We start from the raw sequence: 19,092 nt of genomic DNA, 5'->3' as shown, positions 1-19,092 counted from the left end.
CTCCTTTATGGTAAGGTAGTGAATAGATAGCAGTGTACAATGACCAGAATCGTTCTGGAATTGGAAGGAGAACATGTCATGGGATTGTTTGACAAGCTTCGGCGGCGCAAAAAGGAGAAAGTACCTGCAGGTGGTGCTGTCGAATCGACGAATTACAGTGAAACCATCGTGGGTTTTGTCCTGCTGGAGCGTGACGATTGTGATTTTGACCTTTTCATCAGGAACATGAAGAACGAATGGGATATCGAGATTGAAGAACGCCCGGAGGAGGGCAATCTCTTTTTCGAAGTGAATGGGATGCAGGTGGTATGTGCTCACATTGCCGCGCCTGTACCTGACCGTGAAGTTGAGGAGAATGCCAAGCTAAACATCCTTTGGCGAGAAGCGGAGCAAGTTACCTCACGGCACCAGTCTCAGATTATTGTGTCTGTTCTGAATGCAACAAATGCAATTGAGGGACATGTTCTGTTTACTCAAACAGCGAGTGCCTTGTTACAGTTGGATCACGCGCTGGCCATATACATGGCCCCACTTGTTGTTGAAGCCAGTCAATATGTCGAAACCAGCCGTGGGATCAAACATGATGAGTTGCCCGTCTCGCTCTGGATTTTTATCGGATTATACCAAAATGCCGAAGGCGCTTCAGCTTATACTTACGGACTACGTAACTTTGGTAAAGAAGAGATGGAGATTATGCAATCGTCGGAGTCCTTAAGCGATGTATTTGAGATGATGTTCATGACCACAACGTATGTGGTTGAGAACGACGTCACACTGCATGACGGGGAAACACTTGGTTTTTCGGCAGAACAAAAGCTGAGCATTTCCCTTTCCAAAGGTATAGCAACGGAAGGTAACAGTTTGAAGATTGGCTTCTAACTTACGTAGGATTTTCAATTTATCATGTCACAGTTGTAGAAGCCGTCTGGAGTTCAACCTCTGGGCGGCTTTTAGCTATTTAACCTTCCTTCCAATGAAGATATGATAACAATCCCTGAATTTAACTTCCCTAGGAATAAGTAGTCCATAAGAACCACTTAATTATGAATTTAGTTTTCATTCTCGTTATAAAAAGGTATAATTAATAGGCTTATAGTCTCATATATTACATATTATTTTATTATCGAGGAGTTGCCTACATGTCTGTTAGACGTTTGGATTCAACTAAACCTATTATTGAAATTATCTGGGAAGGTATTGTTTCTCCTGAACATGTCGAACAAACGAATACAGAAATCCAGAGAATAGCGGAACAATTGGGGAATTCGTTTGATGTGCTAGTAGATATGCGGAACATGAAGGCTTTCCCTCAGGACACCAAAGAAAAAATTGTGGAGCATCAGAAATTACTGACACAGTGGGGGATGAAGCGAGCCAGTGTAGTCGTAGGTGGTGCGATCGCCAAAATGCAATTGAATCGGATTTCCAAAGAATCGGCGCACCAGACTGAGTTCCAATGGGAAACCTATGACGAGGCTTTGGCATTTTTGTTGAAATAATATTGAAGTGATACGGAGTAAGTAAAAAGAGAGCTACCGATGCTGTACGTGGCACAAAGAAAGAGGCATTCCCCATGAGGAAGCGCCTTTTTCTTTTGCAGTTCCACTTGGCTTACTCAGCTTTGCCAGTGATCCGACCGCTTATCATTTAAGATTCAAGTTTACTTACACGCACCATCGTTACAGATGTACCATTTAGGCACTCCTCCACAAATCCTAACCGCTTATATAAGCGAATCGCTTGGTTATCCGGGTCAACACTGAGCGAGACTGCTTCAATTCCCCGCCATTCAACCTCATCTAATGCGGACTGAAGCAGCAAGGTACCTATTCCTTTTCCACGTGCATCTTCCGTTACAGCCATCCCCATCTCTGGCGTAGCTGCATTCACATAACCGTATCCCGCATTCTGATCCGTATAGAATCTTAATGTTATTGAACCTAATCTCTTGCCTTGCTGGTCAACTGCAACATACCCGAAATCCCCTGCTCTTCCCCAGCCTTCAACGTATTTGGACAGTCCGGGAGTATGAATACTTTCGATTGGAAGAGGTGCATCACCTTCTCTTCTATGCAGGGATGCGTATAACATCTCCCATAGGAAAGGGATATCCTGTTCTTCAATAGGGCGTACATAATAGTTGGTTATGATGGTCATGTTTGCCCCTCCTTCAACTTTTCAAAAAGGCTGTCCATCTCAATCAGATTAAACTCATTGGTAACCTCGTAGTCCTGAAATTTGTCTCTTGTTTTCGCGCCGCTATAGATGGAGATAGATTGTTCATTATAAAACGTGATTCCGAAATCTTCAGTAAAGCGCTCTTCTTTATTTATGGTAAGTCGCCACTCATAGTAATGCGGACTCCTTTCAGAAACGTCGAATTCCCGTACTCTTTTAAGATCAACATCCTTTAATAGCTTCAGCATGTCTCCAATCTCTTTGGGATCTGTAATCGTTATTTCATCATCTTCATTATACGGTTCATTGTCGGAAATTTTCCTAATCGTCAGTTGATCCAATGTATCCAGCATCGTCATATGATCTGTGACCTCTGCTCGAAACGTCGTATGTTTGCTGGGGATATACATAGTATATTGACCAGAGGTATACATACGCACTGCAATAACTAAAAAAACAATAATCATGGCGATACCCATAATCATCTTGATTCGTCTACTCATCCCATTCCCCTCTCTATACCTACATAAAACATATAAATTGGTAATTATTGATATATTCCAGTATAACATCTCACTCCTTCTGTTCCAATGTCATTTCTTATCTCTGGTTCCTCAATTACGATGACGTTTTGGGCTACACTAAAAATTAAAGATCTAAATGAACAAGTCGCGTTCTCCCATAGGGTGAACGCGGCTTGTTTGTTAACTTTGTTATATTGTGTTATTACCTTTTCAGAACCAGGTAAGACGATAACCCTTATCCCGAGCCATGAATATGACACACGTAGACTTGGTCTCACAACTGATCAGGTTACATCAGAAACCTAATTGTTTTCAGCTCAATACACGACCTGCTGATTCTCGGATAACCAGCTCAGGCTTCAGCACAATCTTCTGTGGCTCTTTTTGTTCATCCTTTAACTCTTCAATCAACAGATCTACAGCGCGATGTCCCAGTTCTTCAATCGGCTGGGCAACGGTCGTAAGCGGTGGACTGGTTACCGAAGCCAGAATGGTATTATCAAATCCGATAATCGACACATCCTCTGGCACGCTTAGGCCCAGCTCTTTGGCTGCCTGAAGTGCACCAATGGCCTGAATGTCATTACAACAGAACAAACCTGTCGGGTGATCCTTCTCACCGAGCAGCAGTAACGCCTCTTTTTTGGCCGAGCTCAGGTCAGCTGCCGATTCTCGGATCTGATTCGGTTCCAGCGTATGACCTGCCTTAATCAGGGTTTCACGGAATCCACGTACACGTTCCTGACTGCTGCTGACTTTGGACGGTTCCGACAGAACCGCTACACGGGTGTGCCCAAGTTCAAGCAGATGCTCCGCTGCGAGTGCTCCACCGAGAATGTCATCAATGGTGACTGTATGAACCGACAGGGATGGCATATGACGTGCAATCAAAGCGACAGGGATGGACTGCTGCAAAAGCGGTGACAAAATTTCGGCATTATCGATCCCGGTTCCGATCATCATGCCATCGACCCTTTTTTGCTGAAGCAGATTCAGGTAACGCTCTACCCGCTCGTCCTTATTATCCGTACTGCAGATGACCACGCTGTAACCCAATTGACGGCTTCGATCCTCCACGGCTCTGGCGAGTTCTGCGAAATACGGGTTTGAGATGTCCGGTACGAGCAGCCCCAATGTATACGTCTGCTTCCCTGTAAGTGCAGCTGCGATCGCACTGGGTTGATAATGAAGGCGTTCCATGATCTCCATAATCTCAGCGCGCCGCTTCTCGCTGATCTTGCCTTTGCCATTAATGACCTGCGAGACGGTTGCAATGGATACACCCGCCTCGCGTGCTATATCGTATATGGTTGCTTTCATTGTTGTTCCCCATTTGTGCTATATATAAGTTTCGTTATACATAGATAATTGTTCTCTTCTCATTATGCAGGGGGAAGTCTGCATACGCAACTTGAAGCCAGCACAATGTGCGTAGCATAAACTGTTTTACTTTTTCATCAACCACTCATGGTCAGGGTCGTTATGGAATTTCCATGTCCGAGTAGGGCCGGCCATCACGTTCAGATAGTAGACCTCATACCCCGGAGGAGCACCTACCGGATGATAACCGTCCGGAACAAGCACCACTTCTCCGTTCTTCACTGCTAGCGTCTCATCCACAGAACGATCATCCGTGTATATGCGCTGAATGGCAAACCCCTGCTCAGGCTGCACACGGAAATAATACGTTTCTTCCAGCAAAGATTCATCCGGGAGTGCGTCCCGATCATGCTTATGTGGCGGGTAACTGGACCAATGCCCATCTGGCGTGAATACCTCAACAACGAGCAGACTGTCCGCTTCTTTTTGTTCCGGCAAAATGTTGTGAATCTGGCGTTCCAGATTACCATATCCTCGTGCCTCTACCCCTACATCTTCGGGTGCAATGAGACGAGCCGGGTACGTGCCTTTACCGGGTGCAACACATATAGCGATTTCCAGTTCGGTACGTGCTGTGATCTGCACTTGATCGGAAGTTGAGACGTAGACCGAATACGGCGGAATTTTCTCGAAAACACTCATTCTTTTTCCGATATTATCCCATGTGTGCTCCCGGGTACTTACATTGGCGAAACCACTGAGAAGCACCACACAGAGTTCCTGATCACCGCTCTCACGGGTTAGCGTCTCCCCCTCCGCCAGCTTCGCTACCTGAAAGCCAACATATTCCCACCCCGCCGACTCCGGTGTTACGTTTATAAGTGTACCGTCTCCCTCCGGGTTGACCACGGGTTTCACAATACGTTCTGACATCTTGTCATCCACTCCTTTCTGTAATCGTCCACAACAACCTGATACTTATAAAAAACAAAAACTTGGACCATTCTTGCGCTCTATTAGAAAAAAGTGACTTTAATCATCCACCTATGGCGTTGCCGTTTGCGATTCCAGTGACACCCCAGGGACTTCACTCAGCTTCACAGGTCTTCCCCGCTCCATGGACAGTTTTGCTGCCAGCGCAATTCGTTCTGCCTGTACTGCATCGTGGCCATCTACGATAACTGGTGTATCATGGATGATTGCATCGATAAAGAGGGCTGTCTCCTGCACATACGCTTCATTGTAGCGTTCCAGGAAAAAGTGTAACGGTTTGTCGCGCATAAGCCCGGCCGCTGTACTGATCTCAGCCGTATTTGGATGATCATTCGCCGCTGCGGCGCTACCCTTCGAGCCAAATACTTCAACACGCTGATCGTATCCGTATACTGCCTGACGGCTGTTATCAATAACACCAATCGCTCCATTGGCAAAAGTCATCGTTACAATCGCTGTATCCACGTCACCATGTTCCGCAAAAACCGGATTGATCAGCACGTTGCCCTGAGCGTACACTTCTTCCACTTCACTCCCGGACAGATAACGGGCCATGTCAAAATCGTGGATCATCATGTCCATGAAGATCCCGCCAGACACCCGGATGTACTCCGCAGGAGGCGGACTCGGGTCGCGAGACGTAATTTTGATAATATGTGGATCACCAATCGTACCATCCTGCACATGCGCACGTATCCGTCTGAAATTGTGATCGAAGCGGCGGTTAAATCCAATTTGCAGCTTCACGCCAGCCTTTTGAACTACCGCTACTGCCGCTTGGGTCTGTGCCAGATCCATGCTGACCGGCTTCTCGCAGAAGATATGTTTGCCCGCCTGAGCGGCCTGTTCGATCAGCGGCACATGTGTATCTGTTGAAGAACAGATCAGTACCGCGTCTACATTAGGCATCGATATCAACTGGCTACTATCCGTTGTTACCACAGGGATGCCACGGTCGGAGGCCCAAGCCTCCAATTCAGGACCTGCAAACAAGTCACTGATTCCCACAATCTCGGCATGCGGGTTGCGCAGGAGATTGTCTGCATGAATTTTGCCGATCCGTCCAGCACCGATGATGCCAATTCTCACTTTGTCCTTGCCCATTCCGTTATCCTCCCTATGTGCGTCCATATGGGCTAGGCATTCCCTTAGCCCGAGTGATGCTCTCGTTGTTACCAGCGCGCCGTTACCATCTTCTTGCGAGTGTAGAATTCAACACCATCCGTACCATTGGCATGTAGATCACCATAGAAGGACTTTTTCCAACCGGAAAACGGGAAAAATGCCATTGGCGCAGGTACGCCCAGGTTAATACCCAACATGCCCGCATCAATTGTTTCACGGAATTGACGCATACTCGCCCCGCTGCGGGTGAACAGACACGCCCCGTTGGCAAAATCAGAACGGTTCGCCAGCTCAACGGCTTCCTCCAGCGTAGACACTCTTGCCACCGAGAGTACCGGAGCAAAGATCTCATCCTGCCAGATTTTCATATTGCTATCAACTTGGTCGAATACCGTAGGCCCTACAAAATAACCGGATTCACCTGTCGCCTGATCCTTACGTCCATCCCGAATCAATGCCGCGCCTTCCTGCTCTCCGGCTTCAATGTAACTGAGTGTACGCTCTTTATGTGGTCCACGGATGACAGGACCGAGGAACACGCCCTCATCCATGCCGTTACCAATGGTAATGCGGTCTGCCGCTTCCACCAGCTTTTGTACCAGTTCGTCAGCCACATCACCCACAGCCACAACAACCGCACATGCCATGCAACGCTCCCCTGCTGAACCAAAAGCTGCACTGGTAATCTCTTTCACGGTTAGATCCAGATCGGCGTCCGGCATAACGATGGAGTGGTTTTTGGCACCCGCGAGTGCCTGTACCCGTTTGCCATGCTTGGATGCGGTAGTGTAGACGTATTCAGCCACAGGTTGTGATCCGACAAAGGAGATCGCTTGAACATCCTTATGTTCCAGCAACCCGTTCACGACATCATGCGCACCGTGAACGATGTTGAGCACGCCGTCCGGAAGCCCCGCTTCCTTGAACAGCTCTGCCAGGCGGCCTGCCAGCAGCGGTGTGCGCTCGGACGGCTTCAGGACAAAGGTGTTACCACACGCAATAGCCAGCGGGAACATCCAGCACGGCACCATCATCGGGAAGTTGAACGGGGTAATCCCCCCAATTACGCCGATTGGGTAGCGGTACATGCCCGACTCCAGTCCTGTCGCGATATCAGGCAGTTGTTTGCCCATCATCAGATTCGGGGCACCTGCCGCGAACTCGACGCATTCAATGCCACGTAATACCTCGCCGTACGCTTCGGCATAACTTTTACCGTTCTCCAGTGTCACTAGGCGAGCGAGCTCTTCCCAATGTTCAACCAGCAACTGCTGGTAGCGGAACAGAATACGTGCACGGCGCGGAACCGGTGTGCTGCTCCAGGATTTGAACGCTTCTTGTGCTGTCTGAACCGCCAGATCCACGTCCGCTTGTTCGGATAGTGGCACATGTGCAATAACCTCTTCTGTAGCCGGATTCACCACTGGCTCCGTGCGAGTTGACGCTGGGGTTACCCAGGCACCTCCGATCCAGTTTTGTACCATTGTCGCTGTTGCAGACGCTTCAGAAATTCCTTTTCCCATAGCCCTGTCTCCCTTCACTTATGTGTGATCCCTTATGTTCAACATGTTCATTGTTATAGATCTGTATGAGTGTGTTATTCAAAGTATTGCAACGAGCTTCAAGACACGGTAATCTCGCCCCGATTGCAACGTTCGATGTAGTCATTCACCTGTTCCACCGTTGGCATCGCATCCGAACAGCTGTGGCTCGAAATGACGATACTTGCTGCGCCACTGCCATACGCCATACTGCGCTCAATTGTCCAGCCCTGCATCAATCCATACAGGAACCCAGCCGCATAGGAATCGCCTGCGCCGAACGTTTTGACCACTTTTGCCGGATAGCTGTCCGCACGATGGGAAAGCCCTTCACGCGTATAAGCAATGGATCCTTCCTTCCCGTGTTTGATTACTACAATATTCGCTGAGAAATCAAACCATTTCTGTGCAGTTACTTGATCGCTATGATCCGGATTGTGGTCGAATGTCTCCATCATGTCGAACTCTTCACGTGTGCCGAGGATGATATCGCATTTCTCGGCTGCAAGGTTGTAATAGACCGCTGTCTCTTCGTCCGATGTCCATGTGTATGGGCGATAGTCCAGATCAAACACAATAACTGTGCCATGTTTTTTTGCATACGTTAGTGCCTGTAATACGGCTTCACGGGATGGGCTCTGCGCGAGGGCTGTGCCTGAGATTAACAGCACTTTGGAGTCAGCAATCAACTGCTCTTGTACCTCTTGCGCCTGTAATAACAGATCAGCTACATTGTCCCGGTACATCAGGATACTGCAATCCGTTGGGCTTTTGATTTCGGTAAAAGCAAGCCCTGTCACCGCTCCAGTGTCATCTGTAACTACATTTGATGTGTCGATGCCGTTCTTCTCCAAATAACTCTGGATGAATCTGCCCATCTGGTCACCCGCGATCTTACCGATAAAAGCCGTCTCCATACCCAGTCTGGACATGCCAATCGTAATATTGGCCGGAGAGCCACCAACATACTTCGTGAACGTCATCGTCTCTTCCATCGGGCGATTGATCTCGTTGGCGTTCAAGTCGATGCACAAGCGGCCAATCGCGGTGAAATCCTTCTTCCTGGATACCGGAAAGGATACGTAAGTCATTGCATGTGAGCCCCTTTCTGTAGTGGGATTTTCCATGTTCTATATGGATATCTAGACTAGTTACTCATTCCATCGTAAGAACTCGTAAACGGCTAGAGTAAGTCAGTTTTATTTTCCAATCGTAACGTTATACTCTTGCTGGCCTTCTTCCTTTTTCGCTTCATAGGTGTGGCCTCTGACCGCTGCAATGCTGAACGAATCAGCTGTGTTGGTATAACGACTCCATATAGTTCAAAGATCGCTTCGCATACTCATAAGGGTTATGAATCGCAGGGTCCTGCTCTCCTTCTAGCATCGCCCAGCCATCGTACCCTCGTGTGATCAGTTCTTGCAGAATTGGTGCAAAATCAATGCATCCATCTCCTGGTACAGTGAACACGCCTCTACGAATACATCCGACAAAATCAGACTGCTCCGCGCGTGCTTCATCCAGCACATGAGGGCGAATGTCTTTCAGATGGATATAGGCGATCCGATCATAATGTTTGCGCAACAGTTCAAGCGGATTGGCTCCGCCATAATAGGCATGACCAGTATCATAGAGCAGATACACGAGAGAAGGGTCTGTCAGCTCCATCAGTCGATCAATCTCATCCGGTTGTTCTACCACTGTGCCTCCATGATGATGGTACGTAAGCTTCAACCCATGTTCACGGGCAATGGCTCCTGCTTCATTCAATCCTTCAGCGAGGATATGCCATTCAGATTCGCTGAGTCTAAGCACTTCTTTTTCATTCGGTGTCCGTCTTGGATCAAAATGAAGTGACCCGCCTACCTCCGCCGTACTGATCACCTTACTGCCCATGGATTGCAGAAATTCCGCATGTCTGCGATAACTGTCCAGCTCCGACTGACGATACGCCGGATCGGAGAAAAGTACCGATTTCCACTGGGAGACCAGATTGATATTCCTTTTACTCAATTCCTCACGCAATATAGCAGGATCAGTTGGATATTTACGTCCCATCTCTGTACCTGTCAGCCCAAGACGCTGAATATCATCCAGAATCTGTGCACACGTTGTCGCATCACCATGCTCCTTCACATCTTCACCGACCCAATTGATCGGATGAATCCCAAGCTGGAATGGCAGCTTGCTCATTGCCCCACGTCTCCTTTGTCGTTCAACATTGTGGTTCACTATATTAAACCGGATTAAATAAGTCTTGCTTTAGCACGGTTGGCTTGCATGGTGTGATGAGCATGAACTACCTTTTCTTCGGCAGATACCTCAGGCACACCTACATTCCACCACGACTCGTATCCACCTGCGTTGGTTCCAGGCACGACCGGAATCTCAATCAACGTACTCACTGTTTCGTTCTTCGCATCTCGGAGTGCCTGTTCCAGCTGTTCTGCTGTCTCCGCTCTATAGGATTTGGCTCCCATGCTTCGGGCGTGTGCAGCAAAGTCCATCGGCATGTAATCCCCGGTCAGTCGTCCACTCTCGGATTCCCGATAACGGAACTCATTGCCGAACCCGTCACTACCATGTTCCCGCTGTAAATTATGAATACATTGGAATCCATTGTTGTTGAATAATAGAACGGTCATCTTCTTCTGTTCCTGCAAACTAGTCACAAACTCCGAATGCAGCATCAGATAACTGCCATCCCCTACCATGGCGTACACTTCACGATCCGGCTCGGCAAGTGCTGCTCCGAACGCTCCACTTACCTCGTACCCCATACAGGAGAATCCATACTCCATGTGGTATGTCTTTGGTTCAGACGGACGCCACAGACGATGTAGATCACCCGGCAGACTGCCTGCCGCACACACTATGACGGAGGATGGATCAATGGTCCGGTTAACGATGCCAACTGCTGTAGTCTGTGCCAGCCCTGCTTCATGTTGAGCTGCATACAGCCGATCCACTTCTGCATTCCACTCAGCGCGGAGATCAGCGATTTCGGATGCACCATATGCACTTCGGTATTGTCTTTGCTGCAATTCCTTCTGCAAAGCCTGCAATCCTTCGCGTGCATCTGCCAGAATGGCTTCCCCGCCTAGCTTGGCGGCATCCATGCCGTTCAGGTTAATGTTGATGAATGAAGCTTCCGGATGTTGAAAAGCAGAGCGGGACGCCGTCGTAAAATCCGAGAACCGCGTACCGACGCCGATCACCACATCCGCTTCTCTCGCCAGCCTATTGGCTGCCAGAGAGCCGGTAACCCCGATGGCCCCCACATTTAGTGGGTGGTCCCAAGAGACTGCACTCTTGCCCGCCTGCGTCTCGGCGATCGGAATACCAAATGCCTCCGCGAATTCCACGAGCTGGGCGGATGCCTCAGAGTACAACACACCGCCGCCTGCAACGAGTAGCGGCTTTCTGCCACGGGCAATCTGTTCCGTTGCCCGTTCAATGGCTGCCTGTACCGGGGGGCGACGGTCCAGATAATGTACTTTGCGGGCAAAGAACGATTCTGGATAATCGTACGCCTCTGCCTGCACATCCTGCGGCAGTGCGAGCGTTACTGCTCCCGTCTCTGCTGGATCGGTTAGCACACGCATGGCCTGTGTAACAGCAATCATCAGCTGTTCGGGACGAACGATGCGATCCCAGTACTTGCTGACGGCTTTGAATGGATCAGTGGCTGAGATTGTATAGTCACTGCTCACTTCCAACTGCTGAAGTACCGGGTCCGGTTCCCGTGTAGCAAAGTTATCTCCAGGAAGCAATAAAACCGGTATCCGGTTCACCGTTGCAGTAGCTGCGGCTGTAATCATATTCAAAGCACCAGGTCCAATGGATGTTGTACATGCATAGATCTGTCTACGGTTCTTCTGCTTGGCATAAGCCGCTGCCGTATGCACCATACCTTGTTCGTTCTTGCCTTGCATATACGTCAGGCTTCCCGGACTGCGCTCCAACGCTTCTCCAATGCCTGTTACGTTGCCATGTCCAAAAATGCCGATGATTCCCTTCACAAACTTGGTTTCCACACCGTCAACCGAAATATATTGCTGATCCAGATATCGAAGCAGTGCCTGAGCCATCGTTAATCGAATTGTTTTCATGAATTTGATCGCCGTCCTTTCCTTTACGGGTTAAGCGCTTAATCTACGTTAAGTTTAAGCGCCTTACCCCTGAAGGTTAAGCGCTTAATTGATATGGTATTACAGGTTAATGATTTACGCAAGCTATTTTTGTAAGCGTTTTATTAAATGTGGTAAAGAAAAGATATTCTTGTGTTCGAACATGTGTTAGACCTTCTCTATTTGAACACTTCCACAATGACTAAGAAGAGACTTAAAAAAGAGGGAAATATATCGTGAGGATGGGATACATGCTGGTACACGCATGTGAGCCATATATTCCATGATCTTCGTATACTACAATCGCCAATATACCTATGAAAGCAAAAAAAGAAAGAGACGGTGAATACCATCTCTTTCTTTTTCAATATATAAGCGGGTGATGGGAATCGAACCCACGCTATTAGCTTGGAAGGCTAAAGTTCTACCATTGAACTACACCCGCATAACAACAATCGGGATGACACGATTTGAACATGCGACCCCCTGGTCCCAAACCAGGTGCTCTACCAAGCTGAGCTACATCCCGTTATCTATACCGGCGAGAGGACTCGAACCTCCACGGTTTCCCACTCGATTTTGAGTCGAGCGCGTCTGCCATTCCGCCACGCCGGCAAAATATGAAGTTATAATGGCGCGCCCTGAGAGATTCGAACTCCCGGCCTTTTGATTCGTAGTCAAACGCTCTATCCAGCTGAGCTAAGGGCGCAAAATATTGGAGCGGAAGACGGGAATCGAACCCGCGACCCTCGCCTTGGCAAGGCGATGCTCTACCGCTGAGCCACTTCCGCAAATAAAGAATGCGCGTGGAGGGACTTGAACCCCCACGTCAAAGACGCTAGATCCTAAGTCTAGTGCGTCTGCCAATTCCGCCACACGCGCATATAATGGTGAGTCATGAAGGGCTCGAACCTTCGACACCCTGATTAAAAGTCAGGTGCTCTACCAACTGAGCTAATGACTCATAGAAAAACTGGTGGAGGATGATGGATTCGAACCACCGAACCCGTACGGGAGCAGATTTACAGTCTGATGCGTTTGGCCGCTTCGCTAATCCTCCAGGATTACATGGTGCCGGCGAGAGGACTTGAACCCCCAACCTACTGATTACAAGTCAGTTGCTCTACCAGTTGAGCTACACCGGCGTATTACATGGTGTTATAAATGGTGGCTCGGGACGGAATCGAACCGCCGACACGAGGATTTTCAGTCCTCTGCTCTACCGACTGAGCTACCGAGCCTTACTACATTTAAAAAAAATGGCGGAACCGACGGGATTCGAACCCGCGATCTCCTGCGTGACAGGCAGGCATGTTAGGCCAACTACACCACGGTTCCAGATCACTTTCTCAAAGGAAAGTATAATTGCGGGGGCAGGATTTGAACCTGCGGCCTTCGGGTTATGAGCCCGACGAGCTACCGGGCTGCTCCACCCCGCGTCGTTATAAAGTTATATGGTGGAGGCTGAGGGGATCGAACCCCCGACCCTCTGCTTGTAAGGCAGATGCTCTCCCAGCTGAGCTAAGCCTCCATATTATGACCCGTAGGGGATTCGAACCCCTGTTACCTCCGTGAAAGGGAGGTGTCTTAACCCCTTGACCAACGGGCCTTACTGGCTCCCCGAACAGGGCTCGAACCTGTGACAACTCGATTAACAGTCGAGTGCTCTACCAACTGAGCTATCAGGGAATGGTGGAGCCAAGCGGGATCGAACCGCTGACCTCCTGCTTGCAAGGCAGGCGCTCTCCCAGCTGAGCTATGGCCCCATACTCTGGTGTATTTCTTGTTGTGGTCTTGCTATGGGCCCTGGTGGACTCGAACCACCGGCCTCACCCTTATCAGAGGTGCGCTCTAACCAACTGAGCTAAGGGCCCTTATCAATTTTCGAAAAAAAATACCCCAATGGGGTTTCGCTTGGCGGCGTCCTACTCTCCCAGGACCCTGCGGTCCAAGTACCATCGGCGCTAGAGGGCTTAACGGTCGTGTTCGGGATGGGTACGTGTGGAACCCCTCCGCCATCGCCACCAAACGCGTAGCTTACATTCAGAGATCGTTCTCTGAAAACTAGATTCGAAACGAAACATGCGAATTACAACTTGCTATTGGATAAGCCCTCGACCGATTAGTACTGGTCAGCTCCATGCATTGCTGCACTTCCACCCCCAGCCTATCTACCTCGTCGTCTTCAAGGGGTCTTACATACTGGGAAATCTCATCTTGAGGGGGGCTTCACGCTTAGATGCTTTCAGCGTTTATCCCGTCCGTACATAGCTACCCAGCGGTGCTCCTGGCGGAACAACTGGTACACCAGCGGTACGTCCATCCCGGTCCTCTCGTACTAAGGACAGCTCCTCTCAAATTTCCTACGCCCACGACAGATAGGGACCGAACTGTCTCACGACGTTCTGAACCCAGCTCGCGTACCGCTTTAATGGGCGAACAGCCCAACCCTTGGGACCTACTTCAGCCCCAGGATGCGATGAGCCGACATCGAGGTGCCAAACCTCCCCGTCGATGTGGACTCTTGGGGGAGATAAGCCTGTTATCCCCAGGGTAGCTTTTATCCGTTGAGCGATGGCCCTTCCATGCGGTACCACCGGATCACTAAGCCCGACTTTCGTCCCTGCTCGACTTGTAGGTCTCGCAGTCAAGCTCCCTTATGCCTTTGCACTCTTCGAATGATTTCCAACCATTCTGAGGGAACCTTTGGGCGCCTCCGTTACTCTTTAGGAGGCGACCGCCCCAGTCAAACTGCCCACCTGACACTGTCCCCGCACCGGATTACGGTACCAGGTTAGAACCTAGATACGATCAGGGTGGTATCCCAACGTTGCCTCCACGCAAGCTGGCGCTCACACTTCAAAGGCTCCCACCTATCCTGTACAGATCGTACCCAAATTCAATATCAAGCTGCAGTAAAGCTCCATGGGGTCTTTCCGTCTTGTCGCGGGTAACCTGCATCTTCACAGGTATTAAAATTTCACCGGATCTCTCGTTGAGACAGCGCCCAAGTCGTTACGCCATTCGTGCGGGTCAGAATTTACCTGACAAGGAATTTCGCTACCTTAGGACCGTTATAGTTACGGCCGCCGTTTACTGGGGCTTCGGTTCACAGCTTCGGATTGCTCCTAACCACTCCCCTTAACCTTCCAGCACCGGGCAGGCGTCAGCCCGTATACTTCGCCTTACGGCTTCGCACAGACCTGTGTTTTTGCTAAACAGTCGCTTGGGCCTTTTCACTGCGGCCCCCTCGTGCTATTCACACTACCGGGGCACCCCTTCTCCCGAAGTTACGGGGTCATTTTGCCGAGTTCCTTAACGAGAGTTCTTCCGCGCGCCTTAGAATACTCTTCTCGCCTACCTGTGTCGGTTTGCGGTACGGGCACCATCACCTGGCTAGAGGCTTTTCTTGGCAGTGTGAGATCATGACCTTCGCTACTATAATTTTCGCTCCCCATCACAGCTCAGCCTTACAATGTGCGGATTTGCCTACACATCAGCCTTACTGCTTAGACGGACATCCATCAGTCCGCGTCACTACCCTACTGCGTCCCCCCATTGCTCATAACGGCTTACGGTGGTACAGGAATTTCGACCTGTTGTCCTTCGACTACGCCTTTCGGCCTCGCCTTAGGTCCCGACTTACCCTGAGCGGACGAGCCTTCCTCAGGAACCCTTAGGCTTTCGGCGGATCAGATTCTCACTGATCTTTTCGTTACTCATACCGGCATTCTCACTTGTATAATGTCCAGCGCTCCTTACGGTACACCTTCAACCCTTATACAACGCTCCCCTACCCCTGATGCAAAGCATCAAGCCATAGCTTCGGTGGTGTGTTTAGCCCCGTTACATTTTCGGCGCAGAGTCACTCGACCAGTGAGCTATTACGCACTCTTTCAATGGTGGCTGCTTCTAAGCCAACATCCTGGTTGTCTGTGCAACTCCACATCCTTTCCCACTTAACACACACTTGGGGACCTTAGCTGATGGTCTGGGCTGTTTCCCTTTTGACAATGGATCTTAGCACTCACTGTCTGACTCCCGGAAGTAAGTCTATGGCATTCGGAGTTTGACTGAGCTTGGTAACCCTTGCGGGCCCCGCACCCAATCAGTGCTCTACCTCCACGACTCTGTTTTCCGAGGCTAGCCCTAAAGCTATTTCGGGGAGAACCAGCTATCTCCGAGTTCGATTGGAATTTCTCCGCTACCCCCACCTCATCCCCGCATTTTTCAACATGCGTGGGTTCGGGCCTCCAGTGCGTGTTACCGCACCTTCACCCTGGACAGGGGTAGATCACCCGGTTTCGGGTCTACGTCCACGTACTATGTCGCCCTATTCAGACTCGCTTTCGCTGCGGCTCCGGCTCTTCACCTTAACCTTGCACGGGAACGTAACTCGCCGGTTCATTCTACAAAAGGCACGCCATCACCCCTAAAACGGGCTCTGACTTTTTGTAAGCACACGGTTTCAGGTTCTATTTCACTCCCCTTCCGGGGTGCTTTTCACCTTTCCCTCACGGTACTGCTTCACTATCGGTCGCTAGGAAGTATTTAGCCTTGGCAGATGGTCCTGCCGGATTCATACGGGGTTTCACGTGCCCCGCACTACTCGGGATCCGTCTCGGAGGGAACCAACTTTCAACTACAGGGCTTTTACCTTCTTTGGCGGGCCTTTCCAGACCTCTTCGCTTAACCGGTTCCTTTGTAACTCCATGTGAGACGTCCCACAACCCCAAAGAGCAAGCTCTCTGGTTTGGGCTTCTCCGCGTTCGCTCGCCGCTACTGACGGAATCACTATTGTTTTCTCTTCCTCAGGGTACTTAGATGTTTCAGTTCCCCTGGTATGCCTCTACACAACCTATGTATTCAGTTGTGAGTAACTGGAAATTACCCCAGCTGGGTTTCCCCATTCGGACACCCCCGGATCAAAGCTTGCTTACAGCTCCCCGAGGCAGTTTCGTTGTTCGCCACGTCCTTCATCGGCTCCTAGCGCCTAGGCATCCTCCGTGTGCTCTTAGTAGCTTAACCATTTTGTTCCGGTTTCGGTCGTTCGCTTCCCTTGGTTTGGACTACGTCCAAATCCAAAAGTCGCTCTCACCCGATACCATCACAAAAGCAATTTAACTACCTTTATAAACACTTCACTTGTTTACACAAGATCAGCTTAAAGGAATGTTCTAATTCGCGTTTGTTTCGTTTCGATATCTAGTTTTCAAAGAACAAGCTCCATGCAAAAGCAAGCTGTTTGAGAGTTTGAGCTCTCAAAACCGAACAACGAGTGAGTGTTTTGCAGCTAAGCTGCGTATTTGAATGTTTCCACTCGGGAAACGATTCTCCATAGAAAGGAGGTGATCCAGCCGCACCTTCCGATACGGCTACCTTGTTACGACTTCACCCCAATCATCTATCCCACCTTCGGCGGCTGGCTCCTTGCGGTTACCCCACCGACTTCGGGTGTTATAAACTCTCGTGGTGTGACGGGCGGTGTGTACAAGACCCGGGAACGTATTCACCGCGGCATGCTGATCCGCGATTACTAGCAATTCCGACTTCATGCAGGCGAGTTGCAGCCTGCAATCCGAACTGAGACCGGCTTTGTTGGGATTGGCTCCATCTCGCGATTTCGCAGCCCGTTGTACCGGCCATTGTAGTACGTGTGTAGCCCAGGTCATAAGGGGCATGATGATTTGACGTCATCCCCACCTTCCTCCGGTTTGTCACCGGCAGTCTATCTAGAGTGCCCACCCGAAGTGCTGGCAACTAAATATAAGGGTTGCGCTCGTTGCGGGACTTAACCCAACATCTCACGACACGAGCTGACGACAACCATGCACCACCTGTCTCCTCTGTCCCGAAGGAAAGATACATCTCTGCATCGATCAGAGGGATGTCAAGACCTGGTAAGGTTCTTCGCGTTGCTTCGAATTAAACCACATACTCCACTGCTTGTGCGGGTCCCCGTCAATTCCTTTGAGTTTCAGTCTTGCGACCGTACTCCCCAGGCGGAGTGCTTAATGTGTTAACTTCGGCACCAAGGGTATCGAAACCCCTAACACCTAGCACTCATCGTTTACGGCGTGGACTACCAGGGTATCTAATCCTGTTTGCTCCCCACGCTTTCGCGCCTCAGCGTCAGTTACAGCCCAGAGAGTCGCCTTCGCCACTGGTGTTCCTCCACATATCTACGCATTTCACCGCTACACGTGGAATTCCACTCTCCTCTTCTGCACTCAAGTCACCCAGTTTCCAGTGCGATCCGGGGTTGAGCCCCGGGATTAAACACCAGACTTAAATGACCGCCTGCGCGCGCTTTACGCCCAATAATTCCGGACAACGCTTGCCCCCTACGTATTACCGCGGCTGCTGGCACGTAGTTAGCCGGGGCTTTCTTCTCAGGTACCGTCACCTTGAGAGCAGTTACTCTCCCAAGCGTTCTTCCCTGGCAACAGAGCTTTACGATCCGAAAACCTTCATCACTCACGCGGCATTGCTCCGTCAGGCTTTCGCCCATTGCGGAAGATTCCCTACTGCTGCCTCCCGTAGGAGTCTGGGCCGTGTCTCAGTCCCAGTGTGGCCGATCACCCTCTCAGGTCGGCTACGCATCGTCGCCTTGGTGAGCTGTTACCTCACCAACTAGCTAATGCGCCGCAGGCCCATCCCCAAGTGACAGATTGCTCCGTCTTTCCAGTTTCCTTCAGGCGAAGAAAACAATTATTCGGTATTAGCTACCGTTTCCGGTAGTTGTCCCAAACTTGAGGGCAGGTTGCCTACGTGTTACTCACCCGTCCGCCGCTAAGTATCAAGGAAGCAAGCTTCCTATCAACTCCGCTCGACTTGCATGTATTAGGCATGCCGCCAGCGTTCGTCCTGAGCCAGGATCAAACTCTCCAATAAAGTATTGAAAAGAGCGATAAGCTCATTTTGAATCTGACGAGATTAAAAATCTCATTTGTGCTCCAGTCGATCCAAGCCAAGGCTTGTCTCAAACTTTCGCGTTCATTCTGCAAGCAGAATGTTTACTCACTCGTTGTTCAGTTTTCAAAGATCAAACTTGTTTTCGTTACCGAGTATTGTTCTCCTCAGCAACTTTTATATCATAACACTTCCGAACCAACTTAGCAAGCTCTTTTTTTCAAGTTTCTTTCGAAGCTTATTTGTTCTGCCTGCGGCACTTTGTTTCTCGTGTTTTTTTTGGCCGGAAATAGAATATATCATATACACAATACAATTGCTACTTGTAAAATATCCCACCTGAAAACTGATTATATATTTGTTCAATCT

11 protein-coding genes, 17 tRNA genes and 3 rRNA genes are annotated in these 19,092 nt (G+C 49.8%); 2 read left to right on the top strand and 29 right to left on the bottom strand.

Going from position 1 to position 19,092, the window contains the following annotated elements; translation table 11 throughout:
* The first annotated feature begins 39 nt into the window (after positions 1–39).
* Positions 40–879 (top strand): DUF4261 domain-containing protein, encoded by an 840-nt coding sequence (locus BS614_RS04985; protein WP_084174400.1) that lies wholly within the window; start codon positions 40–42, stop codon positions 877–879.
* A gap of 260 nt (positions 880–1,139) precedes the next feature.
* The gene (locus BS614_RS04980) at positions 1,140–1,499 is read left to right on the top strand and encodes a hypothetical protein (RefSeq protein ID WP_074093118.1); all 360 of its coding nucleotides are present in this window, start codon (positions 1,140–1,142) and stop codon (positions 1,497–1,499) included.
* Positions 1,500–1,647: 148 nt separating this feature from the next.
* Here BS614_RS04980 and BS614_RS04975 read toward each other — a convergent pair whose 3' ends face one another.
* The 29 genes from BS614_RS04975 to BS614_RS04835 all read right to left on the bottom strand — a co-directional run bounded on the left by BS614_RS04975 (position 1,648) and on the right by BS614_RS04835 (position 18,705).
* Entirely contained in the window at positions 1,648–2,157 is a 510-nt protein-coding gene (locus tag BS614_RS04975) for a GNAT family N-acetyltransferase (RefSeq protein ID WP_084174399.1), read from the bottom strand.
* Positions 2,154–2,681 (bottom strand): hypothetical protein, encoded by a 528-nt coding sequence (locus BS614_RS04970; protein ID WP_074093117.1) that lies wholly within the window; start codon positions 2,679–2,681, stop codon positions 2,154–2,156. The genes BS614_RS04975 and BS614_RS04970 overlap by 4 nt, the downstream gene beginning before the upstream one ends.
* Positions 2,682–3,014: 333 nt before the next feature.
* Complete coding sequence (locus BS614_RS04965; protein ID WP_074093116.1) at positions 3,015–4,022, bottom strand: LacI family DNA-binding transcriptional regulator; 1,008 nt, start codon at positions 4,020–4,022, stop codon at positions 3,015–3,017.
* Positions 4,023–4,148: 126 nt separating this feature from the next.
* Positions 4,149–4,955, bottom strand: coding sequence for a 5-deoxy-glucuronate isomerase (gene iolB / locus BS614_RS04960; RefSeq protein ID WP_074093115.1), 807 nt, complete (start codon positions 4,953–4,955; stop codon positions 4,149–4,151).
* Between the two features lie 111 nt (positions 4,956–5,066).
* Positions 5,067–6,119, bottom strand: a complete 1,053-nt coding sequence (iolG, locus tag BS614_RS04955) for an inositol 2-dehydrogenase (RefSeq protein ID WP_074093114.1) — start codon at positions 6,117–6,119, stop codon at positions 5,067–5,069.
* A 68-nt stretch (positions 6,120–6,187) separates the two neighbouring features.
* Complete coding sequence (locus tag BS614_RS04950; protein ID WP_244898267.1) at positions 6,188–7,663, bottom strand: CoA-acylating methylmalonate-semialdehyde dehydrogenase; 1,476 nt, start codon at positions 7,661–7,663, stop codon at positions 6,188–6,190.
* Positions 7,664–7,761: 98 nt separating this feature from the next.
* Entirely contained in the window at positions 7,762–8,772 is a 1,011-nt protein-coding gene (gene iolC, locus BS614_RS04945; protein WP_047841171.1) for a 5-dehydro-2-deoxygluconokinase, read from the bottom strand.
* 199 nt (positions 8,773–8,971) lie between these two features.
* Positions 8,972–9,874 carry a myo-inosose-2 dehydratase gene (gene iolE, locus BS614_RS04940; RefSeq protein WP_074093113.1) on the bottom strand — a complete coding sequence of 301 codons (903 nt, stop codon included), beginning with the start codon at positions 9,872–9,874 and terminating at the stop codon, positions 8,972–8,974.
* Between the two features lie 53 nt (positions 9,875–9,927).
* Positions 9,928–11,793, bottom strand: coding sequence for a 3D-(3,5/4)-trihydroxycyclohexane-1,2-dione acylhydrolase (decyclizing) (gene iolD, locus BS614_RS04935; protein WP_074093112.1), 1,866 nt, complete (start codon positions 11,791–11,793; stop codon positions 9,928–9,930).
* 392 nt (positions 11,794–12,185) lie between these two features.
* A tRNA-Gly gene (locus BS614_RS04930) sits at positions 12,186–12,256 on the bottom strand.
* Between the two features lie 10 nt (positions 12,257–12,266).
* A tRNA-Pro gene (locus BS614_RS04925) sits at positions 12,267–12,340 on the bottom strand.
* Between the two features lie 7 nt (positions 12,341–12,347).
* Positions 12,348–12,426, bottom strand: a tRNA-Leu gene (locus BS614_RS04920).
* Positions 12,427–12,443: 17 nt separating this feature from the next.
* A tRNA-Arg gene (locus tag BS614_RS04915) sits at positions 12,444–12,520 on the bottom strand.
* 7 nt (positions 12,521–12,527) lie between these two features.
* A tRNA-Gly gene (locus BS614_RS04910) sits at positions 12,528–12,602 on the bottom strand.
* 10 nt (positions 12,603–12,612) lie between these two features.
* A tRNA-Leu gene (locus BS614_RS04905) sits at positions 12,613–12,693 on the bottom strand.
* A gap of 6 nt (positions 12,694–12,699) precedes the next feature.
* Positions 12,700–12,775, bottom strand: a tRNA-Lys gene (locus BS614_RS04900).
* Positions 12,776–12,785: 10 nt separating this feature from the next.
* Positions 12,786–12,871: transfer RNA gene (locus BS614_RS04895), tRNA-Tyr, on the bottom strand.
* A gap of 9 nt (positions 12,872–12,880) precedes the next feature.
* Positions 12,881–12,956, bottom strand: a tRNA-Thr gene (locus BS614_RS04890).
* A 20-nt stretch (positions 12,957–12,976) separates the two neighbouring features.
* Positions 12,977–13,052: transfer RNA gene (locus BS614_RS04885), tRNA-Phe, on the bottom strand.
* 19 nt (positions 13,053–13,071) lie between these two features.
* Positions 13,072–13,149 (bottom strand) — tRNA-Asp (locus tag BS614_RS04880).
* 27 nt (positions 13,150–13,176) lie between these two features.
* Positions 13,177–13,250 (bottom strand) — tRNA-Met (locus BS614_RS04875).
* A 16-nt stretch (positions 13,251–13,266) separates the two neighbouring features.
* Positions 13,267–13,342: transfer RNA gene (locus tag BS614_RS04870), tRNA-Val, on the bottom strand.
* Between the two features lie 6 nt (positions 13,343–13,348).
* Positions 13,349–13,420: transfer RNA gene (locus BS614_RS04865), tRNA-Glu, on the bottom strand.
* A gap of 4 nt (positions 13,421–13,424) precedes the next feature.
* Positions 13,425–13,500 (bottom strand) — tRNA-Asn (locus BS614_RS04860).
* Between the two features lies 1 nt (position 13,501).
* Positions 13,502–13,577: transfer RNA gene (locus BS614_RS04855), tRNA-Ala, on the bottom strand.
* A 34-nt stretch (positions 13,578–13,611) separates the two neighbouring features.
* Positions 13,612–13,685 (bottom strand) — tRNA-Ile (locus BS614_RS04850).
* Between the two features lie 38 nt (positions 13,686–13,723).
* Positions 13,724–13,840, bottom strand: a 5S ribosomal RNA gene (rrf, locus tag BS614_RS04845).
* A 73-nt stretch (positions 13,841–13,913) separates the two neighbouring features.
* Positions 13,914–16,839, bottom strand: a 23S ribosomal RNA gene (locus BS614_RS04840).
* 313 nt (positions 16,840–17,152) lie between these two features.
* Positions 17,153–18,705: ribosomal RNA gene (locus BS614_RS04835) — 16S ribosomal RNA — on the bottom strand.
* Together the 16S, 23S and 5S rRNA genes with 17 tRNA genes alongside form the textbook arrangement of a ribosomal RNA operon.
* Between the last annotated feature and the right edge of the window lie 387 nt (positions 18,706–19,092).

This window comes from Paenibacillus xylanexedens, assembly GCF_001908275.1.
Classification (GTDB): domain Bacteria; phylum Bacillota; class Bacilli; order Paenibacillales; family Paenibacillaceae; genus Paenibacillus; species Paenibacillus xylanexedens_A.
Note: the sequence above shows the minus strand (reverse complement) of the source record. Positions and strands in the feature narration are given on the sequence as shown.